The organism is Bradyrhizobium sp. Crot121 (assembly GCF_059512385.1).
On sequence record NZ_JCAMOR010000029.1, the window covers coordinates 82,233 to 102,751 of the forward strand.

The window sequence follows — 20,519 nt, forward strand, 5'->3', positions numbered from 1 at the left end:
ACCCGTCGCTCCATCGACCTATTCCGGGACTGTCCGGGCTTTCTAGGTGTAGATAGAGCAAAAACCGTACCAAAAAAGACCCTACTTAATACTGACCCGGCGAATCGCGGTTCAGTCGAATCTCCCCCGCAACTACATCCGATACGCCAGAGCCAACCATGCTGTCATCCGACTATCAAGAATTCGCTAACCGGGTGCTTGCCGGGCACCGTGACAATACCGTGATTTATAACGTCCGCACGTGGATAACCTGTCGAAAACGCACGGTCGTTGCGAGATTGCCACGCGACAGAGCGATGCGAAAGCGGAACTTTCTGCCCAACTTGGGGCATACTGCACCGCAATCGCCTGAGTTTGCCGACAGGGATTTCGTCGTCAACGCCAAAATCGCGCAAGCGATCCCGTAAGACTACGCGGCTTTTGCTGCAGCCGGATCGTCAGGACGCTTGTCGATCACCTTGTCGACGAGACCAAACGCTTTCGCGTCATCCGCCGTGAGGAACTTGTCGCGCTCGAGCGCATCCTCGATGGCCTTGTAGGTCTGGCCGGTGTGCTTGACGTAGATTTCGTTCAGCCGCTTCTTGAGATTCAGGATCTCCTGCGCGTGCAGCATGATGTCGGTGGCCTGGCCCTGGAAACCACCGGAGGGCTGGTGCACCATGATGCGCGAGTTCGGCAGCGTGAAGCGCATATCCTTCTCGCCAGCGGCGAGCAACAGCGATCCCATCGAAGCCGCCTGCCCCGTGCACAGCGTCGACACCGGCGGGCGGATGAATTGCATGGTGTCGTAGATCGCAAGACCCGATGTCACCACGCCGCCCGGCGAGTTGATGTACATCGAGATTTCCTTCTTCGGATTCTCGGCCTCGAGGAACAGAAGCTGCGCGACGATCAGCGTCGACATGCCATCCTCGACCGGGCCGGTCACGAAGATGATGCGCTCCTTCAGCAGGCGCGAGAAGATGTCGTAGGCGCGCTCACCGCGGTTGGTCTGTTCGACGACCATCGGCACGAGGTTCATGTAGGTTTCAACGGGATCGCGCATGGGATTACCCCTGGAGTTGGCGGGGCCGAACGTCCGCCGGCTGGCCCGGACGGACGGTCGTCCCGTGATGCAGGACTGCGTTAAGCTGCGCTCAGATATGCGCCATTTTCGCGGCGGCAAGACCGCACAGATGGCTAGGTCCGAACGCGGCAACTCAAACCGATTCGGCTGGTCCCGCCTAGCGACGGAATGCGGTCGCCGGGCCGGTTTCGCCGTTCATCATTAACACGAGGTGCCGGGATTACGCCGCAGTTTTCTCGGCGTCTTCATCCTTGAACAGATCTTCCTTCGAGACCTTCTTCTCGGTCACGTTGGCGAGTTCGAGGATGAAATCGACCACCTTGTCCTCATAGATCGGGGCACGGAGCTGGGCGAGCGCCTGGGCGTTGTTGCGGTAGAAGTCCCAGACCTCCTTCTCGCGGCCCGGCATCTGACGCGCGCGCTCGATGACGGCGCGGCCGACCTCATCGTCGGACACCGTGATCTTGTTCTTCTCACCGATCTCCGACAGCACCAGGCCAAGCCGCACGCGACGGTCGGCAATCTTGCGGTACTCTTCCTTGGCGGCGTCCTCGGTGGTGTTCTCGTCGGCAAAGGTCTTGCCGGCGGAATCCATCTCGGCCTTGATCGAGTTCCACATCAAGTTGAACTCCTCGTCGATCAGCGACGGCGGCGCCTCGAACTTGTGGTTCTCGTCGAGCTGGTCGAGCAGCGCGCGCTTGACGCGCTGACGCGTCCCGGTGGCGAATTCGGCCGTCAGCCGCGCCCGCACGGCTTCCTTCAGCTTGTCGAGCGATTCCAGGCCGAGTGTCTTGGCGAACTCTTCATCGATCACGGTCTCGCCGGGTGCTTCCACAGCGGTCGCGGTGGTCTCGAATTCGGCCGGCTGGCCGGCGAGCTTTTCGCTCGCGTAGTTCTTCGGGAAAGTGACCTGCAGCGTGCGCGTCTCGCCTGCGCCAATGCCGATCAACTGCTCCTCGAAGCCGGGAATGAACTGGCCGGCGCCGAGCACGACCTGGATGCCCTCGCCGGTTCCGCCCTCGAAGGCTTCACCGTTGATGGTGCCCTTGAAGTTGATGGTGACGCGATCGCCGTTCTCCGCCTTCGCGCCCTCGCTCTTGGCCGAATAGGGGCGGCTCTGGTCGGCGATGCGTTTGATCGCCTCGTCGACATCGGCGTCGGTTACGTCGGCGACCGGCTTCTCGACCTGGAAGGTCTTGAAATCGGCGAGCGTGATCGGCGGCACGACCTCGATCGCCACCGTGTAGGTGAGGTCGCTCTTGCCGGCGAGCAGCTCCTCGACCTCTTTCTGCTCCGTCGGCATCGTGATCTTCGGCTCGGTCGCAAGGCGGAAGCCGCGGTCGGTGAAGATCTGCGTGTTGGTGTCGCGAATGGTCTGGTCGATGGTCTCCGCCATCACCGAGCGGCCGTAGATCTTCTTGAGATGGCTGACCGGTACCTTGCCCGGACGGAAACCGTTGATGCGGACCTTGTCCTTCAGGTCGACAAGCTTCGCGTCCGCCTTGGCATCGAGGTCGGTGGCGGGAACGCTGATCTTGAACTCGTGCTTCAGTCCCTCATTCAGGGTCTCGGTGACCTGCATCTTCTTCTTCCGCTTCTGTCGCGCCTCGGTTGGCGCGACTGTGTCAATGGTTCGACGCGTAGCTCAACGCCTGCGCCGGTGATTCGGCGGACCCGTCTCTCGAAATAAAGAGACAGGCCCTCCAGAAAGGGATCATGCAAACGCTGGATGAGCGCTTGGTGCGGGTGGAGGGACTCGAACCCCCACAACTTTCGTCACTGGAACCTAAATCCAGCGCGTCTACCAGTTCCGCCACACCCGCTTGGCGCATCATCTCCGGCCGCGATGCCGCGGGCGGCGGCTTATAGCATGGCCCTGCCCCCACGCAGCAAAAAAATGGCCTTTTTCGGATGTCCACTCGGCTCAATGTCCGCTGGACTCACAGGTGCAAAAATGGTCCGGATCGGGCCGATGGCAAGCCTTTTTCCGATGCTCGATCGACGCACCCTGCTCACGGGATTGGGCGCTGCTGCGCTGGAAGCAGGGCTTCCCGCCGCAACCTTGGCGCAAGCCCGCCGTTCACTTGCCCTTTCCGCGAGAGCCCACAGCCTGGTGCTGCGCCAGGGCGGCATGGCCACGCCGATCTGGTCTTTCCCGGGCGAGGACATCAGGGCGAATCGCGGTGAGACCATCGAGGTGGCGCTCAGCAACGATCTCCCCGCGCCGCTTGCAGTGTACTGCCGGGGAATCGACGGCGCGCCCGCCGGCGAGCCCCTGCTCGCCCGCCCCCCGCTTGCCGCCGGGGCAAAAGAGAGCTTCCAGCTTCCACTGCTCCATGCGGGCACTTTCCTGTGCGACCCCGGCCTCCTGAATGACGGCCAGCCGCGCCCTTTGCGCGCAAAGCCACTGATCGTCCTCGAAACCGAGCGGGTCTCCGCCGACCGCGACGAGGTGCTCATGATCGAGGAATGGCGGCTGCAGCCGGATGGCACCGCCGTTGCGCCGGGGACGGACGCCAAGGATGCGACGCCGGTCTATACCGTTAACGGCCAGACTTCATTCGAGCTCTCAGCACGCGCCAATGAACGCCTGCGGCTCCGCTTCATCAACGCCTCCCAACGCACTGTGCTCGCAGCGAAATTGGAAGGCCACGAGGTCCGCGTCATGGCCATCGACGGCGAGCCAGCCGAGCCGTTCCCGGCGCGCAATGGCGCGCTCGTGCTGGCGCCCGGTGGCCGCGCCGATGCCTTTGTCGATACAGCCGCGACCGCATCGATCCTGCTCCATGACGGCAAAGAGGCGCGCGCCGTCGGACGACTCGTGCTTTCCGGCGATGCTCCGCTGCGCGCCGCTCCGCAGCCATCGGCCCCTCCGCTTCCCTCCAATGGCCTGCCGGCGCACGTTGAGCTCAAGAATGCGCAGCGGTTCGAACTGGTCCTCGGCGCGCCGGCCGACTGGACGCGCCCGGCCAGCTTCAGCCCCTCCGCACCGCCTGCCTTCCGCGCCAAGATCGGCCGCGCGGTGGTGCTGGCGCTCACCAACCGCGCTGCCATCGCCACCGTCTTTCACCTCCACGGTCATCACTTCCGCCTGCTCGACCGGCTCGACGACGGCTGGAAGCCGTTCTGGCTCGACACGCTCGCGATCGAACCGGGCCAGACCCAGCGCATCGCCTTTCAGGCCGAGTACGCCGGCCGCTACCTCATCGAACAGGTCGCGACCGATTGGGCGGCGCCACGGCTCGTGCGATGGTACAGTGTCGAATAAGAACAAGAGGAAACGACCATGGGCCAAACAGTTCCAGCGATTCGCGGCATCAAGGCGCGAGCCGTCGTCGTGCCGCTCAAGCGTGCTGTGAAGAACGCCTTCGGCCTGATCGATTCCGGGCCGCTGGTCCTGATCGATATCGAAACCGATCAGGGCGTTACCGGCCGTTCCTACATCTTCGCCTACACCAGCCTCACACTTAAACCGCTGGTTCATCTGGTCGAGGAGACCGGGCGCGAGCTCGCCGGCCGGCCGGTCGCCCCCTTCGACCTGATGAAGGCGATGGACGCCAAATTCCGCCTGCTGGGCTGGCAGGGTCTGGTCGGCATGGCCGTCTCCGGCCTCGACATGGCCTGTTGGGACGCGCTGGGGCAGATCGCGAACAAGCCAGTCGCCGAGTTGCTCGGCGGATCGGCGCGCCCGCTCCCCGCCTATGACAGCTATGGCGTGGTCGATCCGACAGCCGACGAGCGGGCGCTGCGTCGCTCACTCGACCAGGGCTTTCGCGGCATCAAGATCAAGGGCGGCGACGGCGATGCCGCCAATGACGAGCGCGTGGTCAAGGGCGTACGCGCCGTCATCGGGCCGGACATCGCCTTGATGATCGACTTCAACCAGTCGCTCGATCCGGCGGAGGCCAAACGCCGCATCGCCCGCCTTGCGCCCTACGACCTGCATTGGGTCGAGGAGCCCGTGCCGCAGGAAAATCTCTCCGGCCACGCCAGTGTCCGGATGGACTCGCCGATCCCGATCCAGGCCGGCGAGAATTGGTGGTTCCCCCGCGGCTTTGCCGAGGCGATCTCGGTCGGCGCCAGCGATTTCATCATGCCCGATCTGATGAAGGTCGGCGGCGTCACCGGCTGGCTGCAGGTCGCCGGTCAAGCGGATGCCGCCTCGATCCCGATGTCGAGCCATCTGTTCGCGGAAGCCAGCTCCCACGTGCTCGCGGTGACGCCGACCGCGCATTGGCTCGAATTCCTCGACCTCTCCAGCGCCATCCTGGCAAAACCGGCCGAGGTCATCGACGGCGCAGTCACCGCCCGCGGCCCGGGCTTCGGGCTGGAATGGAACGAGCCGGCGGTGGCGAAATATCAGCTCACGTAGCGTTCCATCCTACGAATCCTCAATACTCAATCCCCAACTCGTCATACAGGCGGCGGAAGACCGCCGGCAGCGTTTCGGGAAGGTCTTCCGCGATCAGGCCCGGCCCGGCTTCGGCCGCGGCTTCACCATGCATCCAGGCGCCGATGCTGGCGGCCTCGAAGGCGGGGGTGCCCTGCGCGAGCAGCCCCGCGATGATGCCGGACAGCACGTCGCCGGCGCCGGCGGTGGCGAGCCATGGCGGCGCGTTGGAGGCGATGGTGGCACGGTCATCGGGCGCGGCCACCACCGTGTCCGGTCCCTTCAACAGCACCACCGCGCCGGAGCGCTCGGCGGCGGTGCGCACGCGCTCGAGCTTGGAGCGACCGGGATACTTGTTGCTGATATCGCTGAACAGCCGCGGGAACTCGCCCTCATGCGGCGTCAGTACCACCTGTGCACCGTGGGACGCCCTGATCGCTTCGAACAGCCGCTCCGGCGCATCGGCAAAACTGGTCAGCGCATCGGCGTCCAGCACCAGGTTACGCTTCGCCGCAAGCGCGGTGTGGACGAAATCTCGCGTACGAGGGCCGACGCCGGCGCCGGGGCCGATCACGCTCGTGTTCAGCCGCCTGTCGTTCAGGAGATCGGCGAACTGGATCGCATTGTCGACCGCGCGGACCATCACCGCCGTCAGCGCCGCGGCGTTCACCGCCAGCGCATCGCTCGGCGAGGCCAGCGTCACCAGGCCCGCTCCTGCCCGCAGCGCGCCGCGCGCGGCAAGCCGCGAGGCGCCGGTCGCGGCGGTGTCGCCGGAGACGGCAAGGACGTGGCCGCGGGAATATTTGTGGCCGTCGATCTTCGGCACCGGAAACGCGTGCTGCCAGGTCGACGGAACGTTCTCGAAGGTTGCGGGGCGGATTTCTGCCAGCACCTTCGGATCGATGCCGATGTCTGCGACGCGGACGCGGCCGCAATGTACCCGGCCCGGCAACAGCAGATGCGCCGGCTTGCGCCGGAAGAAGGTCACGGTCTCGGTGGCGCGGATCGCAATCCCCATCGGAGCACCGGTGGTGCCGTTGATGCCGCTCGGCAGGTCGATGGCAAGCACCGGCACGTCATGGGCGTTGACCGCCCCGATCATGTCATAGGGTTCGCCCTTAACGGGACGGTCGAGCCCGGCGCCGAACAGCGCATCGATGATCAGCGCGGGCTTGCCGATCGCCTGCGGGTTGAACGGCAGCACCGGATATTTCCAGCCGCGTGCAGCCAGCGCCGCGTCGCCCCTCAGGCTGTCGCGCTCGCACAACAGGATGACCGAGACTTCCCGCCCTCGGGCGGCGAGTTCGGCGGCGGCGACAAAGCCATCGCCGCCATTGTTGCCGCGGCCGGCCACCACCAGGATCGGTCCCTCCTCGAGCAGGTCCATGGCCGCTTCGGCGACCGCCTGCCCCGCGCTCATCATCAGCGAAAAGCCAGGTGTGCCCCCAGCAATGGTCAGCCGATCGGCGCGTTCCATTTCAGCCGTGGTCAGGACTTCCATGCTGAATCCTCGATCTATCAGCCTTTTCGGCAGGCATCTCGCCCGGCACGCGTCGATCTTCCGCCGATGAATGCACACCAATTCATCCGTTTGCCTATTTTGAAGGCTTCGGTATCATGGGGCGGTCGGTCCAACCTTGTCTGTCTGCCGTTAAAAGGCTGATAACATTCCGAAATCAGGGACATTTGTAACTTGGCATAGACCCTGCTTTTGAGGAAGCCGCTCAGGACGGCCGCCGTGCACGGCCGTGATGGGCGTTTCCGGCTCCGCAGGGAGTTGACGGATCGAACTGATTGCGCCACGCGCATCGCACCTAGCTACACTCTGTATTCTGGAAATGCCCGGGAGGCCTTCAGTGAAGAAAATCGAAGCCATCATCAAGCCGTTCAAGCTCGACGAGGTGAAAGAAGCGCTTCAGGAAGTCGGACTTCAGGGCATCACGGTAACGGAAGCCAAGGGGTTTGGACGGCAGAAGGGTCACGCCGAACTCTATCGCGGCGCCGAATACATCGTCGACTTCCTGCCCAAGGTGAAGATCGAGATCGTGATCGGCGACGACCTGGTCGAGAAGGCGATCGATGCGATCCGCCGCGCGGCGCAGACGGGCCGCATCGGCGACGGCAAGATTTTCGTTTCCAACATCGAGGAAGCGATCCGCATCCGGACCGGCGAATCCGGGCTGGACGCTATTTGAGCGCGGTGCTATCCGCTTGCGGCCCAATAAGAGAATAAGGCTGCCTTTGGCGGCCTGATTTCGTTTGTATCATCGCGCGAACCCGGCCAAAGCGAGAACAACGTCGCTCACCTGGAAACCGACCCGCAAAGTCAAAAGGGATACTCATGAAGACCGCCAAAGACGTCCTGAAATCGATCAAGGACAACGACGTCAAATACGTCGATCTTCGCTTCACCGATCCGCGCGGCAAGTGGCAGCACGTGACCTTCGACGTCAGCATGATCGACGAGGACATCTTCGCCGAAGGCACGATGTTCGACGGCTCCTCGATCGCCGGCTGGAAGGCGATCAACGAGTCCGACATGTGCCTGATGCCCGATCCCGTCACCGCGACGATCGACCCGTTCTTCGCCGAGACCACGATGGTGATCACCTGCGACGTGCTCGAGCCGACCACCGGCGAGCCCTACAACCGCGATCCGCGCGGCATCGCCAAGAAGGCGGAAGCGATGGTGAAGTCGATGGGCGTCGGCGACGCCGTCTATGTCGGTCCCGAGGCTGAGTTCTTCGTGTTCGACGACGTGCGCTATTCGGCAACGCCCTACAACACCGGCTTCAGGCTCGACTCCTCGGAACTTCCGACCAACTCCGACACCGAATATGAAGGCGGCAATCTCGGCCACCGCATCCGCACCAAGGGCGGCTATTTCCCGGTGCCCCCGCAGGACTCGGTGCAGGACATGCGCTCGGAAATGCTCGGCGCCATGGCCAAGATGGGCGTCAAGGTCGAGAAGCATCACCATGAGGTGGCTTCCGCCCAGCACGAGCTCGGCATGAAGTTCGACACGCTGACGCTGATGGCGGACCATATGCAGATCTACAAGTACTGCATCCACCAGGTCGCGCACATCTACGGCAAGACCGCCACCTTCATGCCGAAGCCGGTCTATGGCGACAACGGCTCGGGCATGCACGTTCATCAGTCGATCTGGAAGGAAGGCAAGCCGGTGTTCGCCGGCAACAAGTACTCCGACCTCTCGGAGACCTGCCTCTCCTACATCGCCGGCATCATCAAGCACGCCAAGGCGATCAACGCCTTCACCAACCCGTCCACCAACTCCTACAAGCGTCTGGTGCCGGGCTATGAGGCTCCCGTGCTGCTCGCCTACTCGGCGCGCAACCGCTCGGCCTCCTGCCGCATCCCCTACACCGCCTCGCCGAAGGCCAAGCGCGTCGAGGTCCGCTTCCCCGATCCGATGGCCAACCCCTATCTCGGCTTCGCCGCGATGCTGATGGCCGGCCTCGACGGCATCAAGAACAAGCTCGATCCGGGCCCGGCGATGGACAAGGACCTCTACGACCTGCCGAAGGAAGAGCTGAAGTCGATCCCGACCGTGTGCGGCAGCCTGCGCGAGGCACTGGAAAACCTCGACAAGGACCGCGCGTTCCTGAAGGCCGGCGGCGTGTTCGACGACGACTTCATCGACGCCTACATCGAACTCAAGATGACCGAAGTCGAGCGCTTCGAGATGACCCCGCATCCGGTCGAGTTCGACATGTACTATTCGCAGTGAGCTTTCACTGCCGCAACGATGCGAAAGGCGCCCCACTCGGGCGCCTTTTTGTTTTGCGCGTGATGCGACCAGACCAGTTTGTAGCTTTCCCGACGACGAATTCCGGGACGAAACTGATGCTGGCTCGAGCGATCTATCAATCCGTTGCGGACATTGAATTCTGAGGTCATCGAAACCTCCGTACGCTCCGCAAATGCTTAGACCTCGAGCGGCTGCTTGCCTCGGCGCTAAAGCACAGCATTGGCGCCCACGACGGGCGAAATCGCCATCCTTACGGATCAAACGCCCAGGGAAGTCGGGTGAACCCGATTTGACGCCCGTCGACGGGATTTCGTTATTGACAAACAAATTTCACTATATCTAACTTGCGGCCAACGCAAAACAGCCGCCAAGCGGCAGCGAGAGGAAACGACAATGAGAGGGCTCTTGGCCTGCGCCATGCTCGTGGCCGTGACATCGGCAGCAAGCGCGCAGGTATCCGACGACGTGGTGCGGATCGGCGTTCTGACGGACCTGTCGAGTTGGGGTCGCGACAACAGCGGCCCGGGTTCGGTCGAAGCCGCCAAAATGGCAGTCGAGGAATTCGGCCTTACCGTGCTCGGTAAGCCGATCGAGATCATCAGCGCCGACCATCAGATGAAGACCGACGTCGGCGTGCAGGTCGTGCGCGGCTGGTTCGATCATGGCAAGGTCGACGCCGTCGTCGACATCCCCAACTCCGGCATCGCCATTGCCGTGCATAACATGGTGCGCGAGCGCAACAAGATCGCGCTGCTCTCAGGTCCTGGCGCGAGCTCGCTGACGGACGAGCTGTGCAGCCCGAACACTGTGCATTTCAGCTACGACACCTACGCACTGTCCAAGGTGACCGCGTCAGCCATGATCAACGAAGGCGGAAAATCCTGGTTCTTCGTCACCGCAGACTACGCCTTCGGGCAGCAGCTCGAGAAGGACGCCACTCGTTTCATCAACGAGCGGGGCGGCAAAGTGGTCGGTAGCGTGCGGCATCCGACCAACACGGCCGACTTCTCTTCCTTCGCGCTCCAGGCGCAGAGTTCGAAAGCCGACGTGGTCGCCTTTGCCAATGCCGGCCAGGACACCGACAATGCCATCAAGCAGTCCGGCGAATTCGGCCTGGTCCAAGGCGGCCAGAAGCTCGTGGGCCTGTTGATGTTCGACACCGACGTGCACGCGATCGGGCTGAAGGCCGCGCAGGGTACCTACATGACCACGGCATCCTACTGGAACATGGATGAGGCGACCCGCGCCTGGTCAAAAAAATTCTTCGCCCGCGCAAACGTCATGCCGACCATGATCCAGACCGGAGTCTACGGCTCCGTGCTGCATTATCTGAAGGCGATAAAGGCCGCCGGCACCGACGACCCGGCGAAGGTGATGGCCAAGATGCGCGAGCTGCCGATCGAGGATGTGTTCGTCCATGGCGGCAAGCTGCGCGAGGATGGCCGTGTCATCCGCACGATGTATCTTGCGAAGGTGAAATCGCCCGAGCAGTCCAAGGAGCCCTGGGATTATCTCGAGATCGTCAAGACCGTGAAGGGCGAAGACGCCTATCGTCCGGTCTCCGAGTCGAAGTGCCCGCTCCTGAAGAAGTGAGGCCGAGCATGATTGGCAACGAGCGCAATGCAGGCGACACCCACGAGTGCGATGTGCTCGTGGTCGGATCAGGTGCAGCGGGCATGTCGGCCGCGATCACCGCGCGCTCGCGTGGTCTCGACGTGCTGATCGTAGAGAAGGAGCCGCGCTTCGGCGGCACCACCGCCCGCTCCGGCGGCTGGCTCTGGATCCCCGGTACGTCGCTCGCGCGCGCCTACGGCATCGAGGAGACGCCGGACCAGGCGCGCACATATCTGCGGCACGAAGCCGGCAACAATTACGACGCCGCGCGCGTCGACGCGTTTCTCAGCGCGGGCCCCGAGGCGGTGGACTTCTTCACGACCAAGACTGCGCTGCGCTTCGACATGCCGCTGGTTTTTCCGGACTATCATGCCGAGGCGCCCGGCGGCGTACAAGGCGGCCGCTCGATGGTGACGCGGCCGTTCGACGGACGCGAGCTCGGCGACCACATCAAGACGCTCGGTTCGCCCCTGCCCGAACTCACTGTGTTCGGCATGATGCTCGGCTCAGGCAAGGAGATCATCCATTTCATGCGGGCGACGAAATCGCTGACGTCAGCGATCTATGTCGCCAAGCGCCTGTCGCGTCATCTCATGGACGTGCTGCGCTACGGCCGCGGTATGACGTTGACCAACGGCAATGCGCTCGCAGGACGACTGAGGAAATCCGCCCTCGACCTCAACATCCCAATGTGGCTGTCCTCGCCGGTTCGCGAGCTGACGATCGAGGATGGCGCTGTGACCGGCGCGATCATTGCGCGTGACGGCCGCAACGTGCGCGTCCGCGCGCGGTGCGGCGTCGTGCTCGCCTGCGGCGGCTTCCCGCATGACGTGGCGCGGCGCAGGAAGATGTTTCCACACGCGCCAACGGGCGCCGAGCATTATTCGCCGGGACCGACTGGCAATACCGGTGACGGCCTGCGGCTTGCGGAAACAGCCGGCGGACGCATTGAGGATCGCCTGCCGAATGCGGCCGCCTGGGTGCCGGTTTCGCTGACGAAGCGCAAGGATGGCTCAAGCGGCGTGATGCCGCATTTCATCGACCGCGCAAAGCCGGGCGTGGTCGCAGTGATGCGTGACGGCAATCGCTTTGCCAATGAAGGCAACTCCTATCACGACTTCGTCCAGGCAATGATGAAGGCCGCGAAGCCGGGCGAGGAGATCGCGGCCTTCCTCATCTGCGACCACAAGACGCTACGGAAGTATGGCCTCGGCTGTGTGCCGCCCTTTCCCATGCCGCTCGGCCATCATCTGCGCACCGGCTATCTCATGCGCGGCGATACACTGGAGGCGCTTGCAGCACGGGCCGGCATCGATGCGAAGGGTCTCGTCGCAACGGTCGCGCAATTCAACGCCACCGCGGCGCAAGGACACGACGCCGCCTTCGGCAAGGGCTCCAAGGCCTATAACCGCTACCAGGGCGACGCGCTGCACGGCCCGAACCCCTGCGTGGCACCGGTAGCCCAGGGCCCCTTCTATGCCATCAAGATGGTGATCGGTGATCTCGGCACCTATGCCGGCATCGTCACCGATGCGAATGCACGCGTGCTCGATGCCGAGGGCCGCGTCATCCCCGGCCTCTATGCCGCCGGCAACGACATGGCGAGCATCATGGGCGGGAATTATCCGGGCGCGGGCATCACGCTTGGGCCTGCGCTGACCTTCGGCTACATTGCCGGGCGTCATCTCGCCGAAAGCGCTGTGGAGCGTAGCGCGGCGTGAACGGGGGCCTATGAAACCAGGAAGCCGCGGCATTCAGTCGATCGAGGTCGGCGGACAATTGCTCCGCGCCCTCGCGAGCAGCGGAGAGCCAATGATGCTGCGCGATCTGGCGCGTGAGGCCGGGATGGCTCCGGCGAAGGCTCATCCCTATCTCGTGAGCTTTTCGCGCATTGGGCTCATCGAGCAGGACGAGACCACGGGACGCTATGAGATTGGAGCGTTGGCGCTGGAGCTTGGGCTCATCAGCCTGCGCCGCCTCTCGGCCGTGCGGATCGCCACATCAAAGATCAGGATGCTCGCCGACACCATCGATCATGCAGTTTCGCTCGCCGTCTGGGGCAGCCATGGTCCGACGGTGGTGCAGATCGAGGAACCCAGTCATCCCGTGCACATCGCGATGCGCGTCGGCTCGGTCATGGCCTTGCTCGAAACCGCCACCGGCCGCGCGTTTGCGGCATTCCTGCCATCAAAGACGATCGATGCCGCCCTCGACAGCGCCCTTGACCGCTTTGGCGTCGGCTACAATCCGAAACGCGTGACGAAGGGCGCCAAGGTTTCCGACATGCTCGCCGCAGTGCGCAAGCACGGGCTCGCGCGCGCGCTCGGCGATCCCCTGCCCGGCGTCAATGCCCTCGCAGCGCCGGTGTTCGATCACGCCGGCCACGTCGCACTCGTCATCACCGCGATGGGACCCGAGGCCACGTTCGATGCAGGCTGGAACAGCGCAATCGCAAATGCCCTATGCGAGTGTGCTGGCGGGATTTCGAAGCGGCTGGGATATGGCATTCAAAAACAGTGGGACTGATGGCGCTTGTGTGGATTGCTCCCGCTTTCCCTTGACGGATGACTTGCAGAACTGCGAGTGACAACGCAAACTGCAGCAAAATAAAAAAGGGAGTGAAAAGATGAAACGGCGCACATTTCTCGCTGGCCTTGGTGCCACGGTCTTCTCGCCGGCGATTGTCCGCGCCGCGGGAGATACGCCGTTAAAGTTCGGTGTCCTGACGGACATGAATGGCCTGTTCGCAGATAATAGCGGTAAGGGATCGGTGGCGGCCGCCCAATTGGCGATCGAGGAGTGTGGCGGCAGCGTCCTGGGCAAACCCATCGAGCTGATTTCGGCCGATCACCAGAACAAGCCCGACCTCGGCGGAAATATTGCGCGCCAATGGTACGATCAGGATGGCGTCGACGTCATCCTCGACGTGCCGGTGTCATCAGTCTGCATTGCGGTCCAGAACTTCGCCAAGGATCGAAACAAGATGTTCATCACATCCGCGGGCGGCTCCGCGGATCTGAGTGGAAAGCTATGTTCTCCTAATTTCATCCAATGGACATACAATACCTACGCACTCGCGAACGTAGCCGGGAAAGCGTTGCTGAAGCGTGGAGCCGACACGTGGTTCTTTGTTGTTGCTGACTACACTTTCGGCCATGCGCTCGAGCGCGATGTTACGGAAGTCGTGACCAAGGGCGGCGGGAAGTCACTGGGGCATGCGCCGCATCCGATCAATACGGCGGATTTCAGTTCGGTCCTTCTGACGGCCAAGTCTTCGGGCGCGAAAGTCATCGCACTCGCGAACGCCGGCGCGGACACTCAGAACGGCATCAAGCAGGCGGAAGAATTCGGCCTCACCAGTGGCGGCCAGCGGATGATCGCCCTCTTGATTGACGTCAATGACATACAAAGCATTGGTCTGAAGAGCGCGCAGGGCCTGCTTGCGACCATCGGCTTCTATTGGAACATGGATGACCGGACGCGCGAATTCGCAAAGCGCTATGCCGCCAAGATGGGAAAACCGCCGAGCATGATGCAGGCAGGCGTGTATTCGTCCGCGTTGAACTACATCAAATCGGTTCAGGCCGCGAACACCAAGGATCCGGCCGCCGTCGTCAAGGATTTGCAGGGCCGCACCTTCAATGATGCTTTCGCGCGAAACGGCAAGCTTCGCGCCGACAACCTGATGGTGCACGACATGTACCTCGCCGAGGTCAAGAAGGCGAGCGAGGTGTCCGACCCGTCCGATGTCTTCAGGATACTCGCGACCGTCGAAGGCAAGGACGCATTTCCGCCGCTCTCGAGCAGCGTTTGCCCGATGGTAACGGCGCAGAAGTAATTCGGGCAGCCGCGCAAGCTGTGCTGCAGAATCGTCAAGGTCTACCGCAATCTTTCGCGGTGGACCTTGTTCGTATGGGTTACCTTCCGCGGCCCGCTGCAATCTGATCGTGGGCGATAGATCAGGCCTCACGCGACCGATCAGCGGCGAGCGCGGCCGAGCTGTGATCGTCACTCTTTGTCATCGGCCACGCACGCATGGCCAGCCGGCCAATTTCAGACAATTTCGTCCGCGTAGCCCCATCGCGCGCTTGCACCGCAAGCCCGCGTGCGACCGCGCTGTAGTAGGCGGCCAGCATTTCGCAATCGACATCTCGGGCTACGTCGCCATCCATCACGCCTTTTCGGATGCGTGCAGCCATCGCGCCTTCAGAAAAAGCGCGATGCTCCGCCATCATGTCGCGAATGTTTTTCATTCCCGGTGCGCAATGCGTGCCCGCAAGCGAGATCATGCAGCCGAGCGGATGATCGCCGCGGGTGAACTCTTCTGCGGTCGCCTCGAACAGGCGAGCGAACGCGGTCCTGGTGTCGATTGAAGGATCGTTGAGAATGGAAAAGAACCATTGGCCGGACCATTCGAGAAAGGAATGCGTGGCTTCGCAATAGAGATCTTCCTTGCTGCCGAACGAGTTGTAGAAGCTCGACGCACTGATCCCCATCGCGGCGATGAGGTCGTTGAACGACGTGCCCTCATAGCCGCGCTCCCAGAACAGCTTCATCGCCTCCTGCAGCGCGGCGTCACGGTCGAATACGGCCGGCCGGCCCCGGCCGCGCTTCTCGTCCTGAGCGTTCTTTGCCTGAATTTTCTTCCCTTGATTTATTTTTGGTGTCATCACTCCAAAAATCCTTGAACAGCGCCTCCCCAAGTTTATATCTCGCGAAGCATATTGGAGTTCCCCCTCCAAATTTCAACCCCGAACACAACTTATCCGCTTCCGAAATAACTGCCTGGCGAGACCTCCTCCCGAAACCTGGACTGGCCGGTGTGATTCGGCAGGCCGGCAGAGCTTCGGCCGAACTGCCGGCATGGCAAGGACTGATGGTAGCCTCATGGATCAGATCAGCGATCATTCGAACATTGAACGAGAACCGCTGAAGCCGCCGGCTCCGCGCCGGCGGACATGGAGAACGGCCGCAATCGCTGCAATAGCGGTGCTTGCCGCGCTCCTTGTCTACCTGGGCTTTGCGCCTCGCAACGCAGACCAGGCGGCCGCGTCAGCGCCTCCCCTGCCGGTGACGGTGAGCCAGCCCTTGCAGCGTGAGGTCGATACCAGGGTCGGTTTCCTCGGACAGTTCTCCGCTATCGACCGCGTTGAATTGCGAGCCCAGGTGGGTGGCACCCTGACCGAGATTCATTTCAAGGATGGCCAGATCGTCCACAAGGGCGACCTGCTGTTCGTGATCGACCCGCGGCCCTACGAGATCAGGTTGGCGCAGGCGCAAGCCGCGCTTGAGACCGCAATGGCCCGCGTGGCGCTTGCCAGCAACCAGCTTTCGCGCGCGCAATCGCTCAAGCGCAACGAGTTCGCAACGCAGGAGACGGTCGACCAGCGCACCAACGAGCAGGATGCGTCGCGGGCCGCGGTCGACGACGCCAAGGCGCGGGTGCGGGATGCGCAACTCGACCTTGAATACTGCCGCGTACGGGCGCCGTTCACCGGGCGCATCGGCGCGCGCCAGGTTTCGATCGGAAGCCTGGTCGCGGGCAGCCGTGCCGCAACCAGTCCGACCACGCTGCTCACGACGTTGGTCTCGCTCGATCCTCTTTATCTCGATTTCGACATGAGCGAATCGGATTTCCTGACGTTCTCGCGCGAGCGCGCCCGCGTTGGCGGTCCGCTCGCCAACAAGGTCGCGATCAGCCTCAGCGACGAGAACAGTTTCATCCGCGAGGGCACGCTGGACTTCATCGACAATGCGCTCGATCGCTCCAGCGGCACGATTCATGCCCGCGCCACGGTGCCGAACCCGGATATGTTCCTGGCGCCAGGCCAATTCGCACGGCTGCGAGTTGCGATCGCGCCGCCGAGCCAAGTTTATCTCCTGCCGGACGCCGCTGTCATGCTCGACCAGTCGCAGCGGCTGGTCATGACCGTCGGTCCTGATGCGACCGTGAAACCAAAGATCGTAACCACCGGCGATCTTCGCGGCGGATTGCGCGTGATCCGGTCGGGCCTCGAGGCTAGCGACCGCGTCGTCATCGACGGCCTGGTACGCGCCATTCCCGGCACCAAGGTGGCGCCGCAGGACGGCGTCATCCACTACGACGCTGCCGCCGACGGCCAAGGCTGACGGCCAAGGTTAACGGCAAAGGCTAAAAACCAGGACCGAGAAGACAGGAGCTTCCCCGTGACCCACAGCTTCATCGACCGGCCGATTTTTGCGACTGTCCTCTCCGTCTTCCTGACGCTGATCGGCCTCGGCGCGCTCGCCATCCTGCCGATCGCGCAATATCCGGAGATCGTGCCGCCGACGGTCCAGATCACCACCACTTATCCCGGCGCATCTGCCGAGACGGTATCGCGCACAGTGGCGACGCCGCTCGAGCAGCAGATCAACGGTGTCGAGAACATGATCTACATGAGCAGTCAGTCCACTGGCGACGGCAAGCTCACCGTCACCGTGACGTTTCGCATCGGGACCGACCTCAACGTCGCGCAGATGCTCACGCAGAACCGCGTCCAGGATGCGCTTCCCCGGCTGCCGGAGGACGTCCAGCGGCTCGGCGTTCAGGTGCGCAAGTCGACGCCAAACATCCTGCTCGCGGTGCATCTTTATTCGCCCGACTCGTCGCGGGACCTGCTCTACACATCGAACTACGCGACCTTGCACGTAAAGGACGTGCTGGCGCGGCTGCCGGGCGTCGGCGACGTGCAGATGCAAGGTGGACGCGAATACGCCATGCGCATCTGGCTCGATCCCGACAAGGTCGCCGCGCACGACATGAACGCGAGCGAGGTGCTCGCCGCGCTGCGCGCCCAGAATGTCCAGGTTTCGGCGGGCGTGCTGAACCAGCCGCCGGTCGCCTCCAAGCAGGCCTATCAGATCAACGTGCAGACGCTTGGGCGCCTGTCGACACCAGAACAGTTCGCCGCCATCGTCCTGAAGTCGGATAACGAGGGCCGCGTGACGCGGCTGCGCGATGTGGGCCGCGTCGAGATCGGCGCTTCCGATTATGGATCGTCCGCCTACATGGATCGCGAGCCGGGCCTGCCGCTCCTGATCTTCGCCCAGCCGGGCGCCAATTCCCTCGCCGTCGAGCACGAAGTGCTCGATGCGATGGAAAAGCTGGGCAAGGACTTCCCGCCCGGCCTGCAGTACAAGATCATTTACGACCCCACCATTTTCGTCGGCAAATCGGTCGACGAGGTGATCAAGACCATCTTCATCGCGATCCTCCTGGTGGTTGGCGTCGTGTTCCTGTTCCTGCAGAGCTGGCGCGCTGCGATCATTCCGGTGATCGCAATCCCGGTGTCGCTGGTCGGCACTTTCACCTTCCTCTACGCGCTCGGAATATCGCTGAACAACCTGTCGCTGTTCGGCCTCGTGCTCGCGGTCGGCATTGTCGTCGATGACGCCATTGTCGTGGTGGAGAATGTCGAACGCAATCTCGAACGCGGCATGACGCCCGCCCAAGCCGCCCATGTCACAATGGACGAGGTCGGCGGAGCGCTGATCTCGATTGCGCTGACGCTATGCGCGGTGTTCGTGCCCTCCGCCTTCCTGTCGGGTATTACCGGGCAGTTCTTTCGCCAGTTCGCGGTCACGATCGCAGTCTCCACCCTGATCTCGTGCTTTGTCTCGCTGACCCTGAGCCCTGCCCTGTGCGCGGTGTTGTTCAAGGCTCACGAGCACGGCCAGAAGCCGCGCGGCCCATGGATCGCCCGGCTGGTGCAAGCTGGATTTGCGCGGTTCAATCTCGGCTTCGAGTGGCTGTCGACGAGCTACGGACGGCTGACGCGGCGGCTGGTGCAGATCACCGGCGTCGTGCTTGTGGTCTACGCCGGGCTGATCGGCGTGGCCGGCTTTCAATTCGCCCGCGCTCCTACCGGCTTTATTCCGGAGCAAGATCAGGGCTATCTCATCACCGTCGTGCAACTGCCGCCCGGCGCTTCGCTCGAGCGCACGGAGGCGGTGGTCAAGAAGGCGATCGAGATCATCATGACCACGCCCGGTGTCGAGCATGTCGCGCCGTTCGCAGGACTGGATGCAACCACCTTCACCATCGCCTCCAATGCCGGCACGATCTTTTCCGGCCTGCCATCGCTCTATAACCATGATGTGCCTGGCCTGACCGCACCGAGCGTGCTCGCCGATCTGCGCAAGCGCCTCTCGGTGATCCAGGAAGCCTATGTGCTGACGATCCCGCCGCCGCCGGTGCAGGGCATCGGCAATGCTGGCGGCTTCAAGATGATGCTGCAGGATCGCGCCGGTCTCGGCTCGGAGGCGCTGTCGAAAGCGGCACAGGCACTGGTCGCAGCCGCCAACAAGGATCCGAGCTTCTCGGGCGTCTTTACTCTGTTCGGTACGCGCTCGCCTTCGGTTTATGCCGATATCGATCGGGAGAAAGCCGAGAAGGTCGGGCTGACCCCCACCGACGTCTTCAACACCCTGCAAGTCTATCTCGGCTCGCAATATGTCAACGACTTCAACTATCTCGGCCGAACCTACCAAGTCATCGCGCAGGCCGACGGCTCGTTCCGCCAGGATCCGCACGACATCGCGCGGCTGAAGGCGCGCAACGCCTCCGGCGAGATGGTGCCGGTCGGCACGGTGGCGCGGTTGAAATCCGAGAACGCACCCTATCGCGTGCCTCGTTACGATCTATTCCCCGCTGCTGAAGTGATGGGCGTCGCGGCGCCAGGCGTCGCGACCGGCACCGCGTTGCACCGCATGGAGGAGCTGGCGCACGAGGTGCTGCCGCCAGGCATCGGCTTTGAATGGACCGAGCTTGCTTTCCAGCAGCAACAGCCGGGGACCTCGTCCTTGCTGGTGTTCGGCGCAGCCGCCTTGTTCGTCTTCCTGGTGCTCGCTGCGCAATATGAGAGCTGGAACCTGCCGCTCGCGGTGGTGATGATCGTTCCAATGTGCCTGCTCGCCTCCGTGACAGGACTTTTGATGCGCGGCATGGCGATCGACGTGCTGGCGCAGATCGGCTTCGTCGTGTTGGTCGGACTCGCTGCAAAGAACGCGATCCTGATCGTGGAATTCGCACGGCAAACCGAGGAAGCCGGCGCCACGCCCGGCGAGGCCGCCGTTAGCGCGGCGCGCACGCGGCTGCGGCCGATCTTGATGACGTCGCTGGCGTTCATCTTCGGTGTTGCACCTCTCGTGGTCGCAACCGGGGCGGGTTCGGAAATGCGTCAATCGCTCGGCACGGCGGTCTTCGCGGGAATGCTGGGAGTGACCGCCTTCGGCCTCTTGTTTACGCCAGCCTTTTATGCAGTCGTCCGGAAGCTCGGGCGCAAAAAGGCGCTCGCTGCAGCGGAAACAGTTCGGCAAGTCGACGCTGATCGCAACGACCGGGCAAAGGACCTGCCGGCAGCTCGAGCTTAGCTGCTGCAATGCGTCACAACCCGACGGGGCAAATCACCAAAAGTCTGTCCAGTCTTGCTGCGAAAAATATTCCGCTTTCGCCGTCGGGCAAATCAGTGATTTAACTCCGCGTGTCTCACGGCGGATGAGGGGCGGCTCGCGATCGTCCCGAACGTTGCGGTGAGATGCGGTGGACGCGGGTGTTGCGACTGACGAGCGTGACATCAGCGGACGGCGAAGTCGTGTGGTCCTGGCGCCCCGACGCTGGCGCTAAGCTTCTATGAAGTGACGGTGGCAAAAGAGCC

The 20,519-nt window shown here is 63.0% G+C and carries 16 protein-coding genes and 1 tRNA gene; 11 read left to right on the forward strand and 6 right to left on the reverse strand.

Annotated elements, in window-relative coordinates; all coding sequences use genetic code 11:
• The first annotated feature begins 158 nt into the window (after window positions 1-158).
• Window positions 159-407, forward strand: a complete 249-nt coding sequence (locus tag AC5ZGW_RS24330; protein WP_130227025.1) for a hypothetical protein — start codon at window positions 159-161, stop codon at window positions 405-407.
• 2 nt (window positions 408-409) lie between these two features.
• Here AC5ZGW_RS24330 and AC5ZGW_RS24335 read toward each other — a convergent pair whose 3' ends face one another.
• From AC5ZGW_RS24335 to AC5ZGW_RS24345, 3 genes are all read right to left on the reverse strand, one after another.
• The gene (locus AC5ZGW_RS24335) at window positions 410-1,045 is read right to left on the reverse strand and encodes an ATP-dependent Clp protease proteolytic subunit (protein ID WP_028162822.1); all 636 of its coding nucleotides are present in this window, start codon (window positions 1,043-1,045) and stop codon (window positions 410-412) included.
• A gap of 241 nt (window positions 1,046-1,286) precedes the next feature.
• The gene (tig, locus tag AC5ZGW_RS24340) at window positions 1,287-2,648 is read right to left on the reverse strand and encodes a trigger factor (RefSeq protein WP_130227026.1); all 1,362 of its coding nucleotides are present in this window, start codon (window positions 2,646-2,648) and stop codon (window positions 1,287-1,289) included.
• Window positions 2,649-2,804: 156 nt separating this feature from the next.
• A tRNA-Leu gene (locus tag AC5ZGW_RS24345) sits at window positions 2,805-2,889 on the reverse strand.
• A 149-nt stretch (window positions 2,890-3,038) separates the two neighbouring features.
• Here AC5ZGW_RS24345 and AC5ZGW_RS24350 point away from each other — a divergent pair.
• The gene (locus AC5ZGW_RS24350; protein WP_496113969.1) at window positions 3,039-4,334 is read left to right on the forward strand and encodes a multicopper oxidase family protein; all 1,296 of its coding nucleotides are present in this window, start codon (window positions 3,039-3,041) and stop codon (window positions 4,332-4,334) included.
• Window positions 4,335-4,352: 18 nt separating this feature from the next.
• Complete coding sequence (locus AC5ZGW_RS24355) at window positions 4,353-5,438, forward strand: enolase C-terminal domain-like protein (RefSeq protein WP_130227027.1); 1,086 nt, start codon at window positions 4,353-4,355, stop codon at window positions 5,436-5,438.
• Between the two features lie 19 nt (window positions 5,439-5,457).
• On the opposite strand, the gene AC5ZGW_RS24360 is transcribed toward AC5ZGW_RS24355, so the two are convergent.
• Window positions 5,458-6,957 (reverse strand): NAD(P)H-hydrate dehydratase, encoded by a 1,500-nt coding sequence (locus AC5ZGW_RS24360; RefSeq protein WP_130227028.1) that lies wholly within the window; start codon window positions 6,955-6,957, stop codon window positions 5,458-5,460.
• A 355-nt stretch (window positions 6,958-7,312) separates the two neighbouring features.
• Between AC5ZGW_RS24360 and AC5ZGW_RS24365 the strand changes: the two genes are divergently transcribed.
• Both AC5ZGW_RS24365 and glnA read left to right on the forward strand, forming a co-directional pair.
• Window positions 7,313-7,651, forward strand: a complete 339-nt coding sequence (locus AC5ZGW_RS24365; protein ID WP_011441447.1) for a P-II family nitrogen regulator — start codon at window positions 7,313-7,315, stop codon at window positions 7,649-7,651.
• Between the two features lie 146 nt (window positions 7,652-7,797).
• Complete coding sequence (glnA, locus tag AC5ZGW_RS24370; RefSeq protein WP_028162827.1) at window positions 7,798-9,207, forward strand: type I glutamate--ammonia ligase; 1,410 nt, start codon at window positions 7,798-7,800, stop codon at window positions 9,205-9,207.
• On the opposite strand, the gene AC5ZGW_RS24375 is transcribed toward glnA, so the two are convergent.
• Window positions 9,195-9,377: a hypothetical protein gene (locus tag AC5ZGW_RS24375; protein WP_130227029.1), complete on the reverse strand. Its 183-nt coding sequence runs from the start codon at window positions 9,375-9,377 to the stop codon at window positions 9,195-9,197. The genes glnA and AC5ZGW_RS24375 overlap by 13 nt on opposite strands.
• Window positions 9,378-9,621: 244 nt before the next feature.
• Here AC5ZGW_RS24375 and AC5ZGW_RS24380 point away from each other — a divergent pair, with 244 nt between their 5' ends.
• From AC5ZGW_RS24380 to AC5ZGW_RS24395, 4 genes are all read left to right on the forward strand, one after another.
• A complete protein-coding gene (locus AC5ZGW_RS24380) occupies window positions 9,622-10,821 on the forward strand; it encodes an ABC transporter substrate-binding protein (RefSeq protein ID WP_130227030.1) in 1,200 nt (399 codons plus the stop codon).
• An 8-nt stretch (window positions 10,822-10,829) separates the two neighbouring features.
• Window positions 10,830-12,563 (forward strand): FAD-dependent oxidoreductase, encoded by a 1,734-nt coding sequence (locus tag AC5ZGW_RS24385; protein WP_130227031.1) that lies wholly within the window; start codon window positions 10,830-10,832, stop codon window positions 12,561-12,563.
• A gap of 10 nt (window positions 12,564-12,573) precedes the next feature.
• Window positions 12,574-13,368, forward strand: coding sequence for an IclR family transcriptional regulator (locus AC5ZGW_RS24390; protein WP_130227032.1), 795 nt, complete (start codon window positions 12,574-12,576; stop codon window positions 13,366-13,368).
• Window positions 13,369-13,468: 100 nt separating this feature from the next.
• Window positions 13,469-14,680, forward strand: a complete 1,212-nt coding sequence (locus tag AC5ZGW_RS24395) for an ABC transporter substrate-binding protein (RefSeq protein ID WP_130227033.1) — start codon at window positions 13,469-13,471, stop codon at window positions 14,678-14,680.
• A gap of 121 nt (window positions 14,681-14,801) precedes the next feature.
• Here the strand turns inward: AC5ZGW_RS24395 and AC5ZGW_RS24400 are convergent, their stop codons facing one another.
• On the reverse strand, window positions 14,802-15,512 hold the full coding sequence (locus AC5ZGW_RS24400; RefSeq protein WP_207231053.1) for a TetR/AcrR family transcriptional regulator: 711 nt from the start codon (window positions 15,510-15,512) through the stop codon (window positions 14,802-14,804).
• A gap of 217 nt (window positions 15,513-15,729) precedes the next feature.
• Between AC5ZGW_RS24400 and AC5ZGW_RS24405 the strand changes: the two genes are divergently transcribed.
• The gene (locus tag AC5ZGW_RS24405; protein WP_130227034.1) at window positions 15,730-16,971 is read left to right on the forward strand and encodes an efflux RND transporter periplasmic adaptor subunit; all 1,242 of its coding nucleotides are present in this window, start codon (window positions 15,730-15,732) and stop codon (window positions 16,969-16,971) included.
• A 57-nt stretch (window positions 16,972-17,028) separates the two neighbouring features.
• Window positions 17,029-20,235, forward strand: a complete 3,207-nt coding sequence (locus AC5ZGW_RS24410; RefSeq protein ID WP_130227035.1) for an efflux RND transporter permease subunit — start codon at window positions 17,029-17,031, stop codon at window positions 20,233-20,235.
• The last annotated feature ends 284 nt before the right edge of the window (window positions 20,236-20,519 follow it).

Bases quoted from the DNA above. Each gene is read 5' to 3' on its own strand.
- AC5ZGW_RS24330 (WP_130227025.1), top strand. From the start codon at position 159: ATGCTGTCATCCGACTATCAAGAATTCGCTAACCGGGTGCTTGCCGGG.
- AC5ZGW_RS24335 (WP_028162822.1), bottom strand. From the start codon at position 1,045: ATGCGCGATCCCGTTGAAACCTACATGAACCTCGTGCCGATGGTCGTC.
- tig (WP_130227026.1), bottom strand. From the start codon at position 2,648: ATGCAGGTCACCGAGACCCTGAATGAGGGACTGAAGCACGAGTTCAAG.
- AC5ZGW_RS24350 (WP_496113969.1), top strand. From the start codon at position 3,039: ATGGCAAGCCTTTTTCCGATGCTCGATCGACGCACCCTGCTCACGGGA.
- AC5ZGW_RS24355 (WP_130227027.1), top strand. From the start codon at position 4,353: ATGGGCCAAACAGTTCCAGCGATTCGCGGCATCAAGGCGCGAGCCGTC.
- AC5ZGW_RS24360 (WP_130227028.1), bottom strand. From the start codon at position 6,957: ATGGAAGTCCTGACCACGGCTGAAATGGAACGCGCCGATCGGCTGACC.
- glnA (WP_028162827.1), top strand. From the start codon at position 7,798: ATGAAGACCGCCAAAGACGTCCTGAAATCGATCAAGGACAACGACGTC.
- AC5ZGW_RS24375 (WP_130227029.1), bottom strand. From the start codon at position 9,377: ATGACCTCAGAATTCAATGTCCGCAACGGATTGATAGATCGCTCGAGC.
- AC5ZGW_RS24380 (WP_130227030.1), top strand. From the start codon at position 9,622: ATGAGAGGGCTCTTGGCCTGCGCCATGCTCGTGGCCGTGACATCGGCA.
- AC5ZGW_RS24385 (WP_130227031.1), top strand. From the start codon at position 10,830: ATGATTGGCAACGAGCGCAATGCAGGCGACACCCACGAGTGCGATGTG.
- AC5ZGW_RS24390 (WP_130227032.1), top strand. From the start codon at position 12,574: ATGAAACCAGGAAGCCGCGGCATTCAGTCGATCGAGGTCGGCGGACAA.
- AC5ZGW_RS24395 (WP_130227033.1), top strand. From the start codon at position 13,469: ATGAAACGGCGCACATTTCTCGCTGGCCTTGGTGCCACGGTCTTCTCG.
- AC5ZGW_RS24400 (WP_207231053.1), bottom strand. From the start codon at position 15,512: ATGACACCAAAAATAAATCAAGGGAAGAAAATTCAGGCAAAGAACGCT.
- AC5ZGW_RS24405 (WP_130227034.1), top strand. From the start codon at position 15,730: ATGGATCAGATCAGCGATCATTCGAACATTGAACGAGAACCGCTGAAG.